The organism is Lactiplantibacillus modestisalitolerans, assembly GCF_005405425.1.
GTDB lineage: Bacteria > Bacillota > Bacilli > Lactobacillales > Lactobacillaceae > Lactiplantibacillus > Lactiplantibacillus modestisalitolerans.
This window is the reverse complement of record NZ_BJEA01000008.1, coordinates 1-20,585: the sequence shown is the minus strand read 5'-3', so window position 1 is coordinate 20,585 and position 20,585 is coordinate 1. Positions and strand designations below refer to the sequence as shown.

At 46.2% G+C, this 20,585-nt stretch carries 14 protein-coding genes and 1 CRISPR repeat array; of the genes, 12 read left to right on the top strand and 2 right to left on the bottom strand.

The genetic code is table 11. The annotated features are described in order from the left end of the window. Nucleotides 1-5 precede the first annotated feature (5 nt). The 4 genes from cas9 to csn2 all read left to right on the top strand — a co-directional run bounded on the left by cas9 (nucleotide 6) and on the right by csn2 (nucleotide 6,128). On the top strand, nucleotides 6-4,073 hold the full coding sequence (gene cas9 / locus FFM79_RS04835) for a type II CRISPR RNA-guided endonuclease Cas9 (RefSeq protein ID WP_137642347.1): 4,068 nt from the start codon (nucleotides 6-8) through the stop codon (nucleotides 4,071-4,073). Nucleotides 4,074-4,271: 198 nt separating this feature from the next. Then, nucleotides 4,272-5,177: a type II CRISPR-associated endonuclease Cas1 gene (gene cas1, locus FFM79_RS04830; RefSeq protein WP_137642346.1), complete on the top strand. Its 906-nt coding sequence runs from the start codon at nucleotides 4,272-4,274 to the stop codon at nucleotides 5,175-5,177. Further along, entirely contained in the window at nucleotides 5,155-5,460 is a 306-nt protein-coding gene (gene cas2, locus FFM79_RS04825; protein WP_137642345.1) for a CRISPR-associated endonuclease Cas2, read from the top strand. Before cas1 ends, cas2 begins: the two co-directional genes overlap by 23 nt. Further along, nucleotides 5,457-6,128: a type II-A CRISPR-associated protein Csn2 gene (gene csn2 / locus FFM79_RS04820; protein ID WP_137642344.1), complete on the top strand. Its 672-nt coding sequence runs from the start codon at nucleotides 5,457-5,459 to the stop codon at nucleotides 6,126-6,128. Before cas2 ends, csn2 begins: the two co-directional genes overlap by 4 nt. Nucleotides 6,129-6,157: 29 nt before the next feature. Beyond that, a CRISPR array of direct repeats spans nucleotides 6,158-7,381; the repeat unit is 36 nt; unit sequence GTTTTAGATAGAGGTCATTTTAAATAGGTCAAGAGC. A 72-nt stretch (nucleotides 7,382-7,453) separates the two neighbouring features. On the opposite strand, the gene FFM79_RS04815 is transcribed toward csn2, so the two are convergent. Then, on the bottom strand, nucleotides 7,454-10,198 hold the full coding sequence (locus tag FFM79_RS04815; RefSeq protein WP_137642343.1) for an HAD-IC family P-type ATPase: 2,745 nt from the start codon (nucleotides 10,196-10,198) through the stop codon (nucleotides 7,454-7,456). Nucleotides 10,199-10,458: 260 nt separating this feature from the next. Continuing rightward, nucleotides 10,459-10,653 carry a PspC domain-containing protein gene (locus FFM79_RS04810; RefSeq protein ID WP_137642342.1) on the bottom strand — a complete coding sequence of 65 codons (195 nt, stop codon included), beginning with the start codon at nucleotides 10,651-10,653 and terminating at the stop codon, nucleotides 10,459-10,461. Between the two features lie 231 nt (nucleotides 10,654-10,884). On the opposite strand from FFM79_RS04810, the gene FFM79_RS04805 reads away from it, so the two are divergent. The 8 genes from FFM79_RS04805 (at nucleotide 10,885) to FFM79_RS04775 (ending at nucleotide 20,409) form a co-directional block, all read left to right on the top strand. Further along, complete coding sequence (locus FFM79_RS04805) at nucleotides 10,885-11,304, top strand: Hsp20/alpha crystallin family protein (protein WP_137642341.1); 420 nt, start codon at nucleotides 10,885-10,887, stop codon at nucleotides 11,302-11,304. A 607-nt stretch (nucleotides 11,305-11,911) separates the two neighbouring features. Continuing rightward, nucleotides 11,912-13,129 carry a family 1 glycosylhydrolase gene (locus FFM79_RS04800; RefSeq protein WP_137642340.1) on the top strand — a complete coding sequence of 406 codons (1,218 nt, stop codon included), beginning with the start codon at nucleotides 11,912-11,914 and terminating at the stop codon, nucleotides 13,127-13,129. Between the two features lie 557 nt (nucleotides 13,130-13,686). After that, the gene (locus FFM79_RS04795; RefSeq protein ID WP_137642339.1) at nucleotides 13,687-14,919 is read left to right on the top strand and encodes an MFS transporter; all 1,233 of its coding nucleotides are present in this window, start codon (nucleotides 13,687-13,689) and stop codon (nucleotides 14,917-14,919) included. A 283-nt stretch (nucleotides 14,920-15,202) separates the two neighbouring features. Next, nucleotides 15,203-17,710, top strand: a complete 2,508-nt coding sequence (locus FFM79_RS04790) for a beta-galactosidase (protein ID WP_137642338.1) — start codon at nucleotides 15,203-15,205, stop codon at nucleotides 17,708-17,710. Between the two features lie 168 nt (nucleotides 17,711-17,878). Further along, nucleotides 17,879-18,004 carry a hypothetical protein gene (locus tag FFM79_RS12805; RefSeq protein WP_263854453.1) on the top strand — a complete coding sequence of 42 codons (126 nt, stop codon included), beginning with the start codon at nucleotides 17,879-17,881 and terminating at the stop codon, nucleotides 18,002-18,004. Between the two features lie 10 nt (nucleotides 18,005-18,014). Beyond that, nucleotides 18,015-18,863 (top strand): aldo/keto reductase, encoded by an 849-nt coding sequence (locus FFM79_RS04785; RefSeq protein WP_137642337.1) that lies wholly within the window; start codon nucleotides 18,015-18,017, stop codon nucleotides 18,861-18,863. Nucleotides 18,864-18,939: 76 nt separating this feature from the next. Continuing rightward, a complete protein-coding gene (locus FFM79_RS04780; protein WP_137642336.1) occupies nucleotides 18,940-19,815 on the top strand; it encodes an aldo/keto reductase in 876 nt (291 codons plus the stop codon). Between the two features lie 138 nt (nucleotides 19,816-19,953). Further along, nucleotides 19,954-20,409 carry a nucleoside 2-deoxyribosyltransferase gene (locus FFM79_RS04775; RefSeq protein ID WP_137642335.1) on the top strand — a complete coding sequence of 152 codons (456 nt, stop codon included), beginning with the start codon at nucleotides 19,954-19,956 and terminating at the stop codon, nucleotides 20,407-20,409. The last annotated feature ends 176 nt before the right edge of the window (nucleotides 20,410-20,585 follow it).

Genomic DNA, 20,585 nt, shown 5'->3' with positions numbered 1-20,585 from the left:
TTCTGATGAGAAAAAAGTATGCGGTCGGGTTGGATATTGGGACTAGTTCGGTTGGCTGGACAGTGGTTGATTTAAACGGTCGACAAATGCGTGTTAAGGGGAAGGTTGCGATTGGTGTACGTTTATTCAAGGAAGGGGAAACTGCGGCTGACCGGCGTAGTTTTCGAACGACGCGTCGACGATTAAAACGGGTAAAGTGGCGGCTACGATTATTGCGTGAAATCTTTGACCAGCCGATTAGCAGGATTGACCCGGGCTTTTTTGCTCGACGTAAATATTCCAACATTTCGCCGCGCGATTCGCAAAATAACGGTTTGAAAAAAACACTTTTTAATGATCGAACAGATCGAGACTTTTATCAACAGTATCCAACTATTTATCATCTACGCCATGCGCTCATGACAGAAAAAAAGCAGTTTGACATTCGCGAAATTTACTTAGCAATCCATCACATTGTAAAGTATCGAGGAAATTTCTTACGTAGCGGGAGTGCGGCAGAATATCAAAGTGTCCCATTAGAAATTGGACCGAAGCTGGAAACGATTAACCAATTACTTAATGAAATTGATCCTGAGTTGAACCTGGTATTGACGTTGGACGAAGCTAGTCTGATGAAGCAGAAACAAGTGTTATTAGCAAAGGATGCTAGTGGGTCGGACCGAAAAAAGCAATTGATTGGGCTACTTTATCAAGTAAATACGTCTGATAAAAAATTAAAGAAGCGGCAAAAAAACGTTGTCACGGAATTAGGAAATGCTCTGGTTGGTTTTAAAACTAAAGTTGATACTTTAACGTTAACTGAAATTGATCCAGAATTAAAAAAAGACTGGGCGTTTGAGATGGGAACTAGTCAGGACAACTTACCAGCAATTGAAGGGGATTTATCGAATCAAGCTAGTGAGCTAATTGAAACGGTTATTGCGCTTTATAATGGGATTAATTTAGCGCGGCTTATTCCAGAAGGAATGAGTTTTTCACAAAGTATGATTGCACGCTATAATCAGCATGCAGCTGACTTAAAGCTATTGAAACAGTATATTGATACGCAAGATGATGTTCAGCGGAGACATGCGGTGCGGGCAACTTACGATCAGTATATTGCTGGTAAGGATAAAACGCAGACTGGTTTTTGGGATCGGCTAAAGAAGTTGCTTAAGCCGGACTTAAATAAAAATAAATTAGCGGATCAGATTGAGTCTGAAATCGACCTAGGAAAGTTCATGCCCAAGTTACGGACTAGTCGCAATGGCTCAATTCCTTATCAGATTCATCAAAATGAAATGGATCAGATTATTGCTAATCAACGAAAATACTACCCGTGGTTAGGAACGGAGAATCCAAACGCTAAGCGTCGTGGAAAGTTTCCGTATAAGTTAGATGAACTGGTCGGGTTTAGGGTGCCTTACTACACTGGACCACTAATTACGAGTAAGGATCAAAAGAAAACTTCTCATGCTAAATTTGCCTGGATGGTTCGTAAAGATGCGGGTGAAATTACACCATGGAACTTTGATGACAAGGTGGACCGCGAGAAATCAGCAATGCGCTTTATTAATCGCTTGACAACGACTGATACTTATTTGATTGGTGAGGACGTCCTTCCACAACAAAGCTTACTTTACCAGCGGTTTATGGTATTAAACGAGTTAAATAACGTTAAAGCTGATGGTTGCGATTTATCACCAAAATTAAAACAAAAGATTTTCGAACAGTTATTTATGAAACAAAAGACGGTAAGTATTAAAGATTTGCAACAGTATCTACGAGCGACCGGGAAGTTTGAAACCTTACCAGAAATTACGGGGTTAGCTGATTTAAAGAAGTTTAATAGTGCGCTTACAACTTATAATGACTTGATTAAAATTTTTCCGGAAGCCTTAGCTGATCAGACAAAGCGAGCTGATATTGAGGAAATTGTTTTATGGATGACAGCTTTTGAAGATACGTCAATATTAAAAACGGCGTTAGAGCGCATCGGATGGTTAACGGAAAAGCAACGACAGAAGTTGAGTAAAATTCGGTACCGTGGTTGGGGACGCTTATCACAAAAACTATTGACTGAACTAAGGGATGATAGTGGTCGTTCAATTATTCAATTGCTGTGGGAGACTAACAATAACTTTATGACCTTAGTTAACCGGCCAGAGATCAAGCAACAAATTCAAACGGCAAATGAAGCTGATATTGCCGATACGGGGTATTCTAACGTAATTGATGATTTTTACACTTCACCACAAAATAAAAAGGCGATTCGCCAAGTCATGCGGGTGTTAGAAGACATCAAAAACGCAATGGGAGGTCAGGAGCCGGAACGGATTTTTATTGAATTTGCTCGTGGTGGCGGTAAGGCCGGACAAAGAACGATGGCTCGATCACATCAGATTGAGATGATTTACGACAAGTTGGCAAAGGAGATTGTGGATGAAAATGTCCGTGATGAGCTTAAAACTAAGGTGAAAGATAAGGCAACTTTTACTGAAGAGTTAACTCTCTATTTCTTGCAAAACGGCCGGGATTTATACTCAAACCAACATTTAAATATTGATAATATCAATAAGGGCGTTTATCAAGTCGACCATATCTTACCGCAATCCTTCATTAAGGACGATTCGCTCGATAATAAAGTATTAACAACACGAGCAAATAATCAAGAGAAGGGAAATAGGTTTCCGATTGAAGCTTTTGGTGAACAATATAAGTATTATTGGGAAAAGTTAAAAGCGTTTGGATTAATTACTCAGCGAAAACTAAATCATTTGGAAATGAAGTCAAGTGATATTGATAAGTACGCGACTGGTTTTATTAATCGGCAACTTGTTGAAACACGGCAGGTCATTAAATTGACGGCGGGTTTATTGGCAAACCAATATCCAGATACGAATATTGTTTCTGTTAAAGCGGGTTTGACTCATCAGTTTAGAAAAGCGTTTGATTTCCCTAAGAATCGTGATATTAATGATTATCATCATGCTTTTGATGCTTATTTAACAGCATTGTTAGGTACTTATCTTTTAAAACGGTATCCAAAAATGGAACGATTCTTCGTCTATGGGAAATTTGCTAAAGTCAAACTTAGTTTAAGAAACTTTAATTTTATCAAACCGTTAGAAAAGCAAAAAATTATTTATGCACCTGGAACGGATGAGGTTGTTTGGCATCAGCATAATGATTTGCAGGCGCTAGCTAAAATTTATGATTTTAAGCGGATCTTAGTTACGCATGCGGTTTATGAGAGACATGGTGCTTTGTTTAATCAAACTATTTATAAAGCCGGTCAGAAAAATAGTGTTCCTAAAAAACAGCATTTAGATATGTCAATCTATGGCGGATATTCGGGTGTAAATACTAGCTATATGGCCATCGTGAAAGTTCCAAAGAAAAGTAACTTTGAGTTTCAAGTTATTAAGATTTCGGTGTTAAATCTTGAATCAATTCGACAGTTACGTGAGCAAGGCTTAACGGAGAAGCAAGCTGTTGCGGAGGTAATTAAGCCACTAGTTAAAGTTGGTAAGCGTAAAAAATCGTCGGAGAGTGACCTGGGATTTGAAGTAGTTTTACCACACGTGAAAATAAATCAAGTCTTTAGGGATTCGATTAAGGAAACTGTACACCGATTTGCACTATCGTCTGATCAATATTATTTGAATTTACAGCAATTATACTTACCGCTGAAAATTCAACGGGCTTTCGCAAATCGTCAAAAGAACGGTGATGAAAATTTGAACTTAGTATTTGATGAAACAATTGCACAAATTAATCGATACTTTACACTTTATGACATGAACCATTATCGGGAAAAATTAACGGCTGGACGTGAAAAGTTTGTGCAGTTACCACCGTTTACGTGTGTTGAAAATAAAAAGACTATCCTTGGTAAGGATAGCGTGCTGTCGGATATTTTTACTGGGATTCATGCTAATGCTGCACGGAAGGATTTAAAAATTATCGGTCTCAGTACACCGTTAGGATTACTTCAAAAGTCAAGCGGGCTCACTTTAACTGCGAATGCTGAAGTTATTTATCAATCTCCAACTGGCTTATTTGAAAGAGTCATACGGTTACGCGACTTATAGTTATTAGAAACAAAAAGGATGCCATTCTAATAAATGACATCCCATACATATGTAAGTGGTCCGAATACGGACTCAAAAGATAAAACTTTGGCATAACGCCTCGTTTGATTTTAACGCTAGAGATCATGTTAAATAGGTCAAAATCTAACACACCTAAATAGTAGCATGGACATATAAAGTTTGCAAGGAGGTCTTTAAATGGGATGGCGAAATGTATTGGTTACGCAACACGCAAAGATTTCGTATACGATGAATCGATTAGCAATTCAGACGGATCAGGATAAATTTACGGTACCAATTAGTGACATCCAGTTATTAATTATTGGTACTACTCAAGCAGTAATTACAAGCGCAGCTATTTGTGAATTAGCTGCGGCCCATGTAAAAATTATTTTTACTGATCATCAGGGAGAACCGATTAGTGAGACTAATGACTATTACCCAACCAGACGAACAGCGAGACTAGTCCGGACTCAAACGATGTGGCCAGAAAAAAGGATAGGTAATCTTTGGACTAAAAACATTGGTAGCAAGATTCAGAACCAAATTCAGGTAGTTGAGTTTGTTGGTAGTAATCCACAGCTATTAGTTGACGAACTTGATAAGTTAGAGCTTAACGATGTAACTAATCGGGAAGCCGTTGTTGCCAATAAATATTTTACAATACTGTTTGGTAAAAAATTTGTTCGACGTGATTTTTCGCCGGTGAACGCTGCATTAAATTATGGTTATTCGATTTTACTATCGCTCACTAATCGAGAAATTGTTGTGAACGGTTATTTAACTTGTTTAGGGATTCATCATGTTAGTGAAGATAATGAATTTAACTTAGGATCGGATTTAATGGAGCCCTTTCGTCCAATTGTTGACCAATGGGTCAGTCAACAAACTTTTCAGGAATTTACACCCGACGTTAAGATTGGATTGGTTTCGTTAATGAGTATTGAAATTGGATTTAACGGTCGGCGAACGTATCTAAGTAACGCGATTTCTGAACATGTTGCTAATTGTTTGCACTTTTTAAGTGGTGAGACGAACGAAGTTAAAATTGAGGTGACCATTCCAAATGAGGTATCGAGTAATGCGATTAATAGTCATGTTTGATGTACCGATGGATACGTCGGAGCAACGGCGAGCTTATCGCCATTTTAGAAAGGCCTTAATTCGTGAGGGCTTTTTGATGATGCAATACTCGGCTTACGTTCGAGTTTGCGTGAATAAGAAAGCGGCGGAGTTTACGGAAAAGCGGATTGCACCACTGGCTCCACCTGGAGGCAAGGTTCAAACGATGATGATGACTGAAAAACAGTATCAGGCGATGCATTATCTTGTTGGTGAGCCAAGCGAAGACGTATTGAATTCTGCAGAGAGGACGATTGTTATTTGAATATCACATACTATCCCTTTAAGCCGTTTGAAGTAAAGGCTAATCAATTTAACGTTTTTGATATTGGTCATAGCAAAATGTATTATGATTTTTGTCGAGGGTTTCAAGATAGTGCGGATACACTTTGTACTAGTGATGATAACTTTCATGTTAAAACAGTGACTAGTCAGTATAGTTGGTATGGGGATTTGATGCTTTCAGTAGATTTAAATAAGCTCTTTTTAAGAAAGATACAGCATCGAATTATTGATATAATGGCAGAGGAACAGAGAATTGATTTGATTGACCAAAGCAGAAAAATTATTTCACAGGTCTCGGATATTAGTTTTTTGATGGATTTACCTTTAGAAATTAGTGATTTGCCGAACATTGATCAGGTTATTAAATTTGCTGGAATTAGTTTTCCGTCAGATTTAAAGGCCCATCCAGAAATGATGTTAGAAACATTGATTCAAACTCATGTTGAGTTGGGATCAAAAAAGACTATTGTGTTAACGAACGTTAGCCACTATATCACGTTTCAACAGTTACAGAAGGTTAAGCAGGTTCTTCAAGAATTAAATGCAACTGTTATTCTTATTGAATACTCAGAATGTAGTCGTAAAGATAAATTCAATGTTCCTTGTTATTATTACGTTGATGAGGATTTGGTTGACTGGCGGTCATGATATTATGATAAATCAATGTGGAAAAGGTGGTTTTAGATAGAGGTCATTTTAAATAGGTCAAGAGCGCCGGTCGATATTGTTGTGCCTGATATGGTGTTTTAGATAGAGGTCATTTTAAATAGGTCAAGAGCAAACAGATTTAACAGTGCTCAATCAGACCCGTTTTAGATAGAGGTCATTTTAAATAGGTCAAGAGCAGTTACACCTTCCTTGTCATTTGTTTCACGGTTTTAGATAGAGGTCATTTTAAATAGGTCAAGAGCTAACGCGACGATTCGCGCGGCGAATGCGGGGTTTTAGATAGAGGTCATTTTAAATAGGTCAAGAGCAATTACGAGCCAATTAGATGCAAACTTTAAGTTTTAGATAGAGGTCATTTTAAATAGGTCAAGAGCGTTGGCCCCGCCGCACCAGAATTGTCTTTAGTTTTAGATAGAGGTCATTTTAAATAGGTCAAGAGCGGACGTGGACGAGTCAACACTAGACGAATTGTTTTAGATAGAGGTCATTTTAAATAGGTCAAGAGCATTATGTACAGAAATGTATCTTCTTCGACTGTTTTAGATAGAGGTCATTTTAAATAGGTCAAGAGCACCACCAGTGCCGAATACGAGGACGACGATGTTTTAGATAGAGGTCATTTTAAATAGGTCAAGAGCCAACGACCTTAAGCACCTTAGCCAACCCGAGTTTTAGATAGAGGTCATTTTAAATAGGTCAAGAGCAAAAAACTAGCATGAGTATGACGTAGTGAAGTTTTAGATAGAGGTCATTTTAAATAGGTCAAGAGCTCGCCGGTCATATCGTAATGACCCGCGCCGGTTTTAGATAGAGGTCATTTTAAATAGGTCAAGAGCGGTGTTTAATGTCAATATCATCAAACCCGCGTTTTAGATAGAGGTCATTTTAAATAGGTCAAGAGCTGTTTCGGCAAAAAACGAGCTGTCTGAGCTGTTTTAGATAGAGGTCATTTTAAATAGGTCAAGAGCAGATATTATTCGCAGTGGCGCCGGTGATACGTTTTAGATAGAGGTCATTTTAAATAGGTCAAGAGCCTATCGAGTCTAATGCTGGGCTGGCACGGAGTTTTAGATAGAGGTCATTTTAAATAGGTCAAGAGCAAAGGCATGACATAGCAGTGAAGGAGGGTAGTTTTAGATAGAGGTCATTTTAAATAGGTCAAGAGCCACGGACACGGCTTAGATGGTCCAGACACTGTTTTAGATAGAGGTCATTTTAAATAGGTTAAGCTATATTATCCAAAAAATAGGTCGAGCAACAATTACCAATACTGGTATTTGTTGCTCGACCTTGTTTCTTATGGTTTAGTTTAGGACGGTTTCCTTACTAAAACGAAAACGTAAGAACTTGCCAATTTCGGTAACCACCAAAACAATGATCCCACAAATGATTGGAATGCCCCAACCGTACCAGAAGTTGATGCTGGTCGTGTGGAAGACCGATTGCATGAATGGCAAGTAGATGATTCCTAATTGTAACAGGATCAAAATGCCAATGATGTAAAAGGCCATCTTGTTTTGGAAGAAGTACTTGGAAATGACCGGGTGATCGTTTCGCAAGTTGAACAGGTAGAAAATCTTACCAAAAATAATGATGTTGAGCGACATCGTACTCCCAATCACGTTTGGTAAGCCGATAGCGGTCAAGTAGTCGTAAGCAAAGATTCCGAGTCCTGAAATCAGGAGTGAAACGTAAATAATCTCAAAGGTGTCCAGTTTATTTAAGAGCCCCGCTTTAACGTTCCGCGGTCCCCGTAGCATGATGCCTGCTTCGGGCGGCTCAAAAATAAACGCAAACGGAATGGTTAATGCCGAAACCATGTTGATCCAGAGTAACTGGGTCGGGTAAAGCGGTAACTCGTGGCCCATTAAAATACTAATAATGACGACGAGGCCTTCCGCAAAACTGGTTGGCAGTAAGAACCGGATCGTTTTCCGAATGTTATCGAAGACGTGGCGACCTTCACGCACCGCCGCAACGATGTCCGCAAAGTCGTCGTCAGCTAAGACCATGTCAGCCGATTCCTTGGCAACTTCGGTTCCCTTGATCCCCATGGCAACCCCAATATCGGCTTGCTTTAAGGCGGGGGCGTCGTTGACCCCGTCACCAGTCATGGATACAACGTGGTCGTTGGCCTGTTGGGCCCGCACGATGCGGAGCTTGTTATTCGGCGTTGCCCGGGCAAAGACGTTGTAGTTATCAATTTCAGCCTTCAACTGTTCGTCATCCATTGCGTCGATTTCTGGTCCGGTAATCGCGTTGACGTGGCTTGCCAAGTTCAACTTGTTGGCAATGGCCATCGCCGTATCCGGGTGGTCCCCAGTGATCATCTTGACGTCGACGCCAGCCTGGCGAAGCTGTTGGATTGCTTGGGCCGCTTCTTCACGGGGCGGGTCAATGATTCCGACTAAGCCGGCTAGGTGTAACCCTTGAATGGCTGACGGATCAATTTCTTCAACGCTAGCATCCACAACTTGGTAGGCTAAGGCGACGACTCGTAAGCCGTCGGCGGTTAAGTCATCCATGGCCTGATCCCAGTAGCTGGTGGTGTTGGCCTGGTCCGTTAAACGTAAAACCGTTGCGGGCGAACCCTTAACCATCAATAACCGCTGGCCGTCTAAATCGGCTAATCGAGCGGAGAACCGGAACGCCGAGTCGAATGGTAGTGAGTCGACTTCCGCAACTTCCGGGTCATGGCCAGTCATCTTCCGATAAAGGGTGGTTAACGCCCCGTCGGTCGGTTCACCGGTCAGTTCCCAGCGGTTGTTTTCAAAGTGCAGTTCCGCATCGGTCGTTTGGCCGGCAATCTTGACCAACCATTCCATGTCGGGGTCACTGTGCCAATCAACGGTCTTACCCGCTAATTTCAACGCCCCGTCAAAGTTAACGCCACCGTTGTGGTCATAACCAACTCCGGTAACGTCAAACGCCTGTTGGGGGGTTACGACCTTGGTAACGGTCATTTCGTTCTTCGTTAACGTCCCGGTTTTATCGGTGTTAACGATGTCTACGGCCCCAAGGGTTTCAACGGCGGGGAGGGACTTAACGATGACGTGTTTCTTCGTCATTTGACGGGTCCCCATGGCTAGGACAACCGACGTGCTGGCTGGCAATCCTTCAGGCATTGACCCGACGACCATCGTAATGACCGCAATTAAGAGGGTTGGTAAGCTATAGGTATCCATGACGGCCCCTAAAATGAAGAGTAAGACCGCTGCGACGATAATCGCAATCGAAAGTCCTAACCCTAAGGAGTTTAAGTTCTTCATTAATGGGGTCGCCGTCTGCTTAACTTCACTGACAGATTGCTGAATGTGCCCGATTTCGGTATTTTCAGCGGTTGCGGTTACGATTCCGAGTCCCGAACCACTCGTTACCGCGGTGGACGCGTAGACCATGTTCTTCCGGTCAGCGAGCGCCAACGTGGTTGCGTCCATGGGTTCTTCTTGCTTTTCAACCGGGCTAGTTTCACCAGTTAGCACCGATTCCTGGACGTTTAAGTTGTCGGCGGAAATCAGGCGCATGTCGGCGGGCACCGCGTCACCAGCTTCCAGGTTAACGAGGTCGCCGACGACCAGGTCGCGGGCGTCAATTTCGAGTTTTTGACCGTCCCGAATGACGAAGTTTTTGGAAATCAGCATTTCGCGGATGCGTTCCAGCGCGTTGCCGGCCTGGCGTTCCTGGACGTAACCGATAATGGCGTTGGCGATAATGACCAGCCCAATAACGATCGAGTCCGAGTAGCGTTGCATGACGAAGGTCATCACGGCCGCGGCGGCCAAAATATAAATAATACTGTTATTAAACTGCTTGATGAATTGAATAAATCGGGACGTCCGCTTAGTCTCGAGTTCATTTCGCCCATCATGTTGTAGACGGGTCGCAGCTTCAGTAGCGCTCAACCCGGCTTGCGGGTCAGTGCGGTATTGCGATGCTAAAGTTGATTCATCAAGCTGCCACAAATTGGCCGTATCGACGGTATCCGGGGGCACCTGGTCTTCAGGTTTAGCGTCCTGAGTTAACGATTGTTCAGTTTTCTTGTTGATCATTCAATCCACTCCTATATAAATAAATTAGTATTAGCGATGAGGTTCAGTAAAATCACGGCGTTTGTTGCGCGTTACGACGGCCAATTTTGCCACGTCCCTTCCATTATTAGTTTCGGTAAATCTATTATATATGAAACACGTAATCTATGGATATTAAAATGTCTAACATTTCGATGACGTTTATGACGGCCAGATGTCAGACTGGTTCACCCGAGTGGTAAAAAAGGACTTGAACCGCAGTCCAAGCCCGGTGTCGCGAACTATGCGTCATCGACGGGATCCTTCATTAATAGCCACAAAACTAAGTAAATGATGATGCCTGGAAAGGCGGTTAAGGATAGAACGAGGTAGATGACCCGGATAAGGTTGGGATTCCAATCGTAATGGTCGGCGATTCCACCTAAAACGCCGGCTAATACTCGGTTGTCGCTGGAACGGTGCAGATTGATTTTCATAATAAGTAGCCCCCTTGGTTTGGTTTACCTCTAATGTACCAAGTTTAGGGGTAAAGGGCGACTGATATGAACAAAATTATTAAAAATTTAGCACTCTACACATACGAGTGCTAAATTCTTGCAACTCAATTTAAAGCTGTTAAGATGTAGTTGAAAGGTCAAGGAAGGTCAAATAAAAAGATGACCAACCGTTGACCGCAGCCAAAACGTATTTGAAAGGGGATTGTGATTATGGCTAATGCTTTAATGAATCGGAACGATGGGATGTTGGATCCGTTTGATCGGATGGTGCGCAACTTCTGGACACCGTTTGAAACGATGACGGAAACGTTGAAGACGGATATCAACGAAACGGATGATCAGTACCAAGTTAAGGTTGATGTTCCAGGGATTGATAAGAAGGACGTCAAGTTGGCTTACCGCGACAACGTCTTGGCAATTAAGGTTCAAAAGGATAGCTTTGTGGACCATGAAGACCAAAAGCAAAACGTTGTGATGAACGAACGCCATAGTGGCACCTTGCAACGGAGCTATATGTTACCAAACGTGGCGGCTGATAAGATTACCGCGACCCAAGCAGATGGCGTGTTGACGATTACGTTGCCAAAGACGGCGCCAGCTAAGAATGCCGGTCAAATTGAAATTCAATAAAACGTGGTGGTGCATTGAGCACCATGCTTAGAACAACGAGGCTGTGATTGCAATCACAGCCGTTGTTTGGTTCTATACCAATTGGTGTTGAGATTGCCGCCAGCAGCGGGTGTCACCGGTTGGCTGGAACACTGCGGGCATCGATTTGAGCTCACAGGGAAGCCCACCCCGCAATCTCAAATTCGAGTCTTATTCTAAGTTGAAAGCACCCCACTTCCAGCCAAGAATAGTTTCGCAATTGAGCCATGGTTACACCCACCACTGGCTAGATTTACCTGAATGCGAAGCTTCGCGACTTACCTTAGTCAGTCTCTTTTTAATCAAACCTAGTTTTAAAGAATACTTACTAAAACTTGCCTGCGTAGTTTAGCAATTGCAGTGAATTTATTAGAAGTTTAACGGCTAACTTTTTTGGCAGAGCAACACCGCATAGCATGGAGCCCGTCGTTAAGGGTTCCAGCTGCTGGGTATTGAAACAGTTCGTGACGGCTACCCGGTGGTTGGACACACTCGATTTTTTTGCACTCAAGACGGTTGCGCCCGTGCATAAAAATGCTTATTATTGTATGTAACCGGATACAAAACGAACTAAAAACGAGGTGATCAGATGAATGACGCATTTCCAAAGGGGTTTCTCTGGGGCGGTGCCGCAGCTAACACGGCCTTAGATTGGCAACGCCTGTTGAGCGGGACGCCCGCAATTCCAGCCGGGGTTGCGGCTGGAAAAGTCGCTGCGCCGCTGGAACAACTCACGGCGGATACGCTACCGGCAAACTGGCCGGCTGTTTTAGAATTAATCCGGACGATTGGTTATAAAACCCTCCGCGTTACCCTGGATTGGGCCGTTCTCTGTCGGGAGGGGCGGCAACCGGAAGCCCAATTGCTGGAAACGTATCGGCAAATTTTTATGCAGTGTCAACGTGACGGAATTGAACCAATCGTTGTCCTGACTACCGGGACGCTCCCGCCAACCCTCGCAACGGCTAAAGTTGACTGGACGGACCGGCAGGTGATTACGCAGTTTGCCGGCTATTGTCAAACGATGTTACTGACCTTTAAGGAATGGGTTCATTACTGGATTGCCTTTGATGACGTTAACGCAACCTTTGTGCAACCTCGGGGCCCGAAGTTAACGCGCCAGGCTCAGTTTCAAGCATTGCATCACCAACTAGTAGCGAGCGCAGAAGTTGTCCAGTTAGCCCACCGCGTGAACCCGGATAACTGGGTAGGGTGCCAGTTACGGGGACGCTTTAATTACCCAGAAAGTGGTCAGCCCGCCGACGTTTTAACGAGTCAAAAAACGCTAGCCATTAATAATTGGGTGTGTGGTGACGTTCAAGTACGTGGGAGCTACCCGTACTTTACGAAACGGTACTTGGAAATTCAGCACGTACACTTACATACGGAACGTAATGATTTAGCAACTCTTCGAGCGGGAAAAGTTGACTTTTTAGCCGTTAACTACGTACCAGCGGGTGACGCTGAGAGTGATCCGGATGGACTTCGGCTTTATTTAAATACCGTTTATGGTCGTTACGGCGTTCCGGTATTACTGACAACGACTGGCCGTTCGGATTTAACGGACGACCAACGGATTACGCAGTTGAAAGCCAATATCGAGGCGATGCACGTCGCAATTGAAGACGGTGTCGATTTAATTGGCTACGTTCCCCGGGAATACTTGAATTTGAGCCACCCGCAGGCTGGAACGTCCCAAGCGCACTGGCTGCCTACGAAGAGCGTGTACTGGTATCGCAAAGTGATTGCTTCGAACGGGGCTGACCTCGGCTTAGATAACCTCGCGATTAAGTGGGGCCTTAAATAAATTGGTTCCATGATATATGGTGTTGATTTGCTAACAAAAGATGCCAATTAGGTTTTCAAAAAAGCATTATGATTGCCAGAATAAGTGGGCAGGTTACGCTTGATTTAGTGAACGTTCAGTAGCGCCGATTTCACCAATAGAGATTTATTGAATTCAGCTGCAACCCGCGTAATAAGGTGAATTTAGCCAGTAGCGGGTGTAACCATGGCTCAACTGCGAAATTATTCTTAGTCGAAAGTTGGGTGCTTTCGGCTTAGAATAAGGCTCGAATTTGAGATTGCTCAGTGGGTTTCTGAGTGAGCTCAAATCGATGCCCGCAGTGTTCCAGCCAGCCGGTTACACCCGCTGCTGGCGGCAGGCTTAATATCAATTGGTACAGAATCAATAAATTTAACCGTGCCGACTATTTCCCGGGAAATAGTCGGCACGGTTTTTGGGGCAATTAACCTAATTATTGCCCGGGAAATAATCCCAGTCAGGCGTAAAAATATGGTAAGGTAGTAAGCACGGCCGTTGATTAACCGGCTTATTCGATTAGAAATTAGAAGGTGACAATCGTGGATGACGCAGAACGTGAACAGGGGCCGTGGCGACGTAACCTAGTCGTTTTATGGTTCTGTACGTTTGTTGCGGGGATGGCGTTTAGTGAAATTATGCCATTCCTATCATTATTTATTAACCAGTTAGGTGACTTTACGAAGGCGCAAGTTTCCTTTTATAGTGGACTTGCATTTGCGGCGGACTACGCCATCTCCGCCATTTCAGCTCCACTGTGGGGTATCTTAGCAGATAAAAAGGGTCGCAAGATCATGTTGTTACGGGCGTCACTCGGGATGGCGCTGGCCATGGGGCTCATGGGATTTGTTACCAACGTCTGGCAACTGATTGGCTTGCGCGCGTTACAGGGTGTTTTTGCCGGTTTTATTTCCAACGCACAGGCGCTAATTGCATCGCAGGCGCCCCGTAAGTACAGCGGGCACGCCCTTAGTACCTTAATTACGGGGGCGGTTAGTGGGCAATTATTCGGCCCGGTCATTGGGGGCTTTTTAGCCCACATCTTTTCCATTCGCAATACGTTCTTCATTACGGCGGGGTTATTAGTGCTAGCCTTCTTGCTGAGCCTTCTGTTTGTGAAGGAACACTTCAAGCCGGTCGAGCACCATCGCGAACCGGGACAGTCGCGTAACCCGTTGGCGGCCTTTCAAAACCCAACCTTAATTATCGTGATGCTGTGTTCAACCGCCATCGTCCAATTTGGGAACGCCTCGATTGCGCCGATTATTAGTTTGTACGTTCGCGAGTTAATGCACTATCACGGGCCAATTACGGTCGTTGCGGGGATTATCGCCGCCTTACCGGGAATCTCAAATATTTTTGCCGCTCCGCGGTTGGGGCGCTACGGTGACCGCCACGGCTCTGGTAAAGTACTTTTGTTTGGCTACATTTTTGCCGTCATTATGTACTTCCCCCAAGGAATCGTAACGAGTGTGCTTGCTCTGGGAATTTTACGGTTTGCGATTGGTATTTCTGACGGGGCGCTCTACCCAGAAATTCAAACCGTCTTAACGAAAAATACGCCGGTGCACCTGACGTCAACGATTTTCAGTTATAATCAATCGTTTCAAGCGATTGGGAATATGCTGGGGGCGCTTCTTGGGGGGCTAGTTGCGGGGTGGTTCGATTACAACGCCGTCTTTGTCATGACGGCCGTCTTGCTATTAGTTAACTTGATTCTCGTGTTATGGTTAGTTCCTGAAATTTGGCAAACGCGGCGCGTCAATGCCGATTAAATGATTTGATTCATCCAACCGACCGGGCAATTTTTGCCGGTCGGTTTTTTGCTGGAAAGTTAGTTAAGGGTCCCGAGTGAAAGGTGTATGATTGATAATGAAGTTGATTTAAAGCGCTTTCATCGGTGAGAAAACCGACTATTGTCTAGCTCAAACCCAGGGTACTCGGCCCCGACAGGAAGCGCGTTGAACGGAGATTAATTTTTAGGGAAGGATGGCCACCGAGAGTTGCCGCCCGAGGCAAGGGGGCGGTTGAACCCGGGGGCCTAATGGCAAACGTGCTTTGAAGATTTATTTACTAAACGATATAGAAACGCTCCCACTCAATTATGCTCAGCTAGCGGCGGCCTTGCAACGACGGGCCCGCTTAACGATTGCGCCAACGCTCCGCTTTTTTGCCCTCCGGACGACGCCATTGACTGCATTGGCGGTAGGCCCGGACGACGCGGTTGTTTTGGGCTTTGGTCATCGTGGGCCGCAGCCCAATTTGCGGCCCCAACTGGCCTATTTTAAGCGGTTGGGAGTTCGGGTAATTTTGGCGACCGAGTTGCGGGCGCGCCACGCGACTGACCGGTACTTTGATAAGACCCGGGACGATATGGCGATTTATCAGCTGGCGTTTGAGCAGCGCCTGCAAGTGTTGGACGTGGATAGCCGTCTGAATAGTTGGTATCAGGCGTTGCCGCCTGAGGAGCAGAGCGCGGCGCTGACCGCCGCCGAACGCGGGGAACCCGCTCAAACGCTAGCGGTAGTCCTTGCGCCGTGGCTCGTAAATTGGCTGTTTCGGCGGCTACTCCGGGCCGAATTACTGGCGGACTTTAGTTATGGGGCTTGCCAGTACCCGGAAGTCTGGGATGCGCCAACGAACGCGACCGACCGGACCCACGCCCGGCAACTGGGGATGAATACCGTACGGATTGGCGAGTTCTTTTGGGACCGGCTGGAACCGCAGGAGGGGCACTATCAATTAACTTACTTGGAAAACTTGTTAACCGGTTACCAACGGGCGGGGCTCAAAGTGATTCTTGGGATTCCGTCGCCGACACCGCCGCGATGGTTTACGCAACACTATCCGGCCGCTCGAGTCGTCAACGCGGACGGGCAGGTTGAAGCGCACGGCTCCCGTCAACACGTTTGTACGAATAACCCAATTTTTCGGCGAAAGGTTTATCAGCTAACGCACCAAATTGCCCGGGTAGCGGCGCGCTTTGAAAATGTCATCGGGATTCAAATTGATAACGAGTTTAAGTGTCACGTTGATCAGTGTTTTTGTCCGACTTGTCGCCAGTTATGGCCGGAGTGGTTGCGGGCCAAATATCAAACGATTGACCGCTTAAACGCGGCTTGGGGGACGGCGGTCTGGAGTGAACGGTACCCCGATTTTGAAGCGGTGGTCCTACCCACCAAAACGCCATTTGCGCATAACAGTGGGTTAGATAACGCGTTTCGCCAGTTTACCGCCGATACCGTCAACGACTTTTGTGCTGGAATTGCCCAAATCTTAATTGCGGAAACCACAATTCCGTTGACGCATAACTCGTCGCTCAACTTTAACCTGATGAATGATCAGCTCTTTAGTCAGTTGGACATTGTCGGCTTTGATACCTATCCCACTGCTAACCAGTATTGGAATTTTCCGATTAACTTGGACCGGTGGCGTAACCTGAAAACGCAACCCGAGATGTTGCTCCTAGAGACGGCGACATCCCACGTCGGCTACACCGGACACTACGTTGCCCCGAACCCCCGCGGGTTTCTGTTACCGGAAATCTTCTTAGGCTACGCGGCGGGACTAAAAAGCTTTTTGTTTTGGCCGTTTCGAGCCCAGCCGAACGGCATTGAACAGCCCCACAGTGCGGTCGTGACTCAAACCGGCAGTCCCGATTTAGGTTACGAAGACGTTGTTCGGGGTGGGCAACTACTGGCACAATACCGGCCCTTCTTAACACAATCACGGGTCGTCCGCGCTAAAATCGCGCTCGTGTATTCTGATAATGCTAAGCGGGCGATGCGGGTCGAATCCGGCGGGATTTACGAGTACCGCACCCAAATCACCCAAGTTTACCGGGCACTTACGCAGCGGGGGCTTGCGGTTGAGCTGGTTTCCGAAAATGCGGATCTCAACGCTTTTGATTGCGTTTTGATGCCCTTTATCCGGAACGTTAACGACTGGTTACTGGCAAAGTTGCGGGCGTTCGCTCAACGTGGCGGGCAATTGATTATCGGGCCGCTGACTGGGGATCGAACGGCGGATATGGGCTGGCTTCGCGGCACGAACGGGCTGGGCGCCCTCGGTGAGTGGCTGGGGGTGACCAACGTCGTTCAATTTCTTTCGGCGGCCGGTCCGACCCAGGTGCGCGTTCAAATTGGTAATCAAATGGATGTAATTGGCGGCCTCGTCACGCTCTTTGAGACGGCCCACCCGATGGCTGGGGTTACAACCGTCGCGCCGGTTGCGGGGACTCGTAACCTGATTTATCAACACCATAACGTTTACTATCTAGGGGGGCTCCCAGTCGATCCGGACAACAGCCCTCTCTGGGACACTTTAGTGGCGCGGGTGATTAAGCCGAGGGATGCGGACCAGCCGTTCTTAGATACGGCAAATGGGCTGTTCAAGTACCGGCGTGAAAGTCCGCGGGAAGTTCAGTTTTACCTGGCTAACCTGGCGTTAACACCGGCGACGTTCAGCTTACATCAAAGGGCCCGCGATGCGACTGGCCGGGTGATTGCGGCGGGAACTCATCAGCTGGCTAGCTACCAGTACCAACTCCTTCGGTTTGAAAAGTGACCGGTAACCGTAAGCCCCAAGTAGCCAAAATATGCCGATAAGCCGCGTCAATTAACGGTTCGTTAGGTTAGTGTTGACTGAAAATGGTCATGTCAGGACTTTAAAATTGCCTTCGACCTACTCGAGGGTACTAAACTAGGGGCATTCATTTAAGAGGAGGCCGTTTACATGGCAGTCATTCAAATTATTAGCGTCGTCTTAGTTGCAACTGGACTTTTAACTTTAGTGGGTGACCCGACCAAACAGCGGTCGCCACGGACTAAGCGCGTTTTATTGAAACGTTTTAACAAATAGGAGGGGTTACATGGCAAGTTTAACGGAAACATACGTACTGAAAAACGGCGTTGAAATTCCCAAGGTCGGTTTTGGGACCTGGCAAATTCCAAGCGGTTATGCGACTTACCAGGCGGTGACGGCCGCACTGGCGGCGGGCTACCGGCACATTGATACGGCGTTAGTTTACGGTAATGAAGGTAGCGTTGGGCAGGCGATTCGCAACTCTGGGATTCCGCGGGACCAAATTTTCGTTACGACTAAGTTACCCGCTGAAACTAAGACCTATCAAGGAACGCTGGATGACTTTCGCAATTCACTGCAAAACTTGGATCTAGATTACGTGGACCTGTACCTCGTCCACGCACCGTGGCCGTGGGCCGAAGCGGGGCGGCGGTATGATCAAGAAAATCGCCAGGTCTGGCAAGCCATGGAATCCATCTATCAAAGCGGGCGGGCCCGGGCCATCGGGGTTTCGAACTTTGCGGTTCCGGACTTAGAAAACATCCTCGCAGACGCAACCGTCAAGCCAATGGTTGATCAAATCCAGTACTACCTCGGCTTTACGGAGCCTAAAATCACGCGTTTTGCGCAGGACCACGACCTGTTAGTTGAAGCCTATTCGCCGCTTGCGACTGGGGGGATTTTAAACAATCCGGACGTTCAAGCCTTCGCGGATAAGTATGGCGTGAGCGTGCCCCAACTAGCGCTGCGCTTCGTCCTGCAAAACGGGGTATTACCGCTCCCCAAAGCGGTCAATCCTGCTCACATTCAGGCGAACACCCAGTTAGATTTTGAGATTAGCGTGGCCGACATGCAGGCGCTAAACGCGTTCCCCGATGCAGCCGGCTACTTCATGCACAACCCGACGCAGGGCTAGCGGGTTAAATGATTGACCAACGCGCCGCCTTGACGTTAAATGGGGCTGTAGCGAATTTAGAATAGGAAGCGATTCGATGACAAACATTAACGCGGCAAACGCCGGAACGTACGCGTTTGACGATCAATTTAAAGTTAACCGGTTGGGATACGGCACGATGCAGCTGACGGGCCCCGGTACCTGGGGGCCGTACGCCGATCCCGATAACGGGATTAAGGTGATTCGCCAGGCCATTGACTACGGCATCAATTTTTTTGATACGGCGGATTCCTATGGGCCATGGTTTGCGGACCGGTACCTAGCAGCCGGGTTAAAGGGCGCTGCTAACCGCGACCAGCTCTTTATTTCCGACAAGGTCGGTCAAACGCGGCAAGGGCCAAATATCTGGACGCCGCATGGAGAACCCAAGTACTTGCGACAACAAGTTGAAGTGTCGATGATGACGCTGGGGATTGACCACGAAGATTTGGTTTTCTTGCACCGCATCGACGACCACTTTTCAATCGCGGAGCAGGTCGGCGAATTGAAGCAGTTACAAGCCGAAGGGAAAATTAAGCACATTGGCTTAAGCCAAGTGACCGTGGAACAAATCAAGGAAGCCCAAAAAGTGGCTAAGATCGACGCGATTGAAAACTTGTATAACGTTTCTAACCATCATGACGACGACGTGGTGGATTACGCCCGCGCGCAAGGCATGGCCTTCTTACCGTGGTTCCCACTGGCAACTGGCAAGTTAGCTCAGCCGGGGAGTGCCCTGAGTACGATGGCGCAGAAGTACCACGTTAGTCCGGCGCAAATTGCGCTAGCTTGGTTATTGAAGCGTTCCGATAATATCATTCCAATTCCGGGGACTAGCTCGGTTGAGCACTTAGCCGATAACGTGGCTGCGGCCAACGTAACGTTATCTGATGCGGACTTCAACGGCTTAAGCCAGTTGAGTGCGCAGGGCTAAGTGGTAAAAAAATAAAAGAAGTCTATTTAGCGGCGAACCGTCCCGGTAAGGGTGGGGTTCGCCGCTATTTGCTGACTTGTATTTCCAGAATTGGCCCGTTAAAATGGGACAACGGTAGAAGAAAGAGGATTGATAAAAATGACAACCCGGATTAAAAGTACCCACCCCGCCATCTATTTGGCCGGACCATGGTTTAGCGCGGGCCAACCCGAACGACTGGCGAAGATTGAACAGTTAATGGATGAGTTAGGATTAACGTATTATAGCCCCCGCTTAGATGGAATTGACTTAACCCCGGATGCCACCGAAGCGGACCGGAACGCCGTCTTTGCGGATAACGTGGCGCATTTAAAGGCGGCCCAACTCGTGGTTGCCGTCGTGGACGGTTTCGATACCGGGACGATCTGGGAAACTGGGACCGCCTATGGGTTAGAAATTCCAGTGGCCTATTACGGTGAAACCATCGCAGACGGCACGTTTAACGTGATGTTAGCAAAATCCGGGAAAGCGGTTGTTGAAAACATGGCCGATTTACGAGCCTTTTTACAGGAGCCGACTTCGGATGCGTTTCAATATACGGGAACCATTCGTTAATTTGAACGAACGGTCAAGATGGTTATAGCGGTATGGCTATTAATATTAAAAAAGCACAAACATACTAAGACTAGTCAAGCCCGGATAGTGAAAACTTGTCGCCTTACCGGTTGGTCCTAAAGCGGCTGGAAACATACTAATATAAGTGGTGAAAGAGATAGTTTGACGAAGCTGCT

Coding starts and splice junctions, on each gene's coding strand:
- cas9 (WP_137642347.1), top strand. CDS start 6: ATGAGAAAAAAGTATGCGGTCGGGTTGGATATTGGGACTAGTTCGGTT.
- cas1 (WP_137642346.1), top strand. CDS start 4,272: ATGGGATGGCGAAATGTATTGGTTACGCAACACGCAAAGATTTCGTAT.
- cas2 (WP_137642345.1), top strand. CDS start 5,155: ATGCGATTAATAGTCATGTTTGATGTACCGATGGATACGTCGGAGCAA.
- FFM79_RS04815 (WP_137642343.1), bottom strand. CDS start 10,198: ATGATCAACAAGAAAACTGAACAATCGTTAACTCAGGACGCTAAACCT.
- FFM79_RS04810 (WP_137642342.1), bottom strand. CDS start 10,653: ATGAAAATCAATCTGCACCGTTCCAGCGACAACCGAGTATTAGCCGGC.
- FFM79_RS04805 (WP_137642341.1), top strand. CDS start 10,885: ATGGCTAATGCTTTAATGAATCGGAACGATGGGATGTTGGATCCGTTT.
- FFM79_RS04800 (WP_137642340.1), top strand. CDS start 11,912: ATGAATGACGCATTTCCAAAGGGGTTTCTCTGGGGCGGTGCCGCAGCT.
- FFM79_RS12805 (WP_263854453.1), top strand. CDS start 17,879: ATGGCAGTCATTCAAATTATTAGCGTCGTCTTAGTTGCAACTGGACTT.
- FFM79_RS04785 (WP_137642337.1), top strand. CDS start 18,015: ATGGCAAGTTTAACGGAAACATACGTACTGAAAAACGGCGTTGAAATT.
- FFM79_RS04780 (WP_137642336.1), top strand. CDS start 18,940: ATGACAAACATTAACGCGGCAAACGCCGGAACGTACGCGTTTGACGAT.
- FFM79_RS04775 (WP_137642335.1), top strand. CDS start 19,954: ATGACAACCCGGATTAAAAGTACCCACCCCGCCATCTATTTGGCCGGA.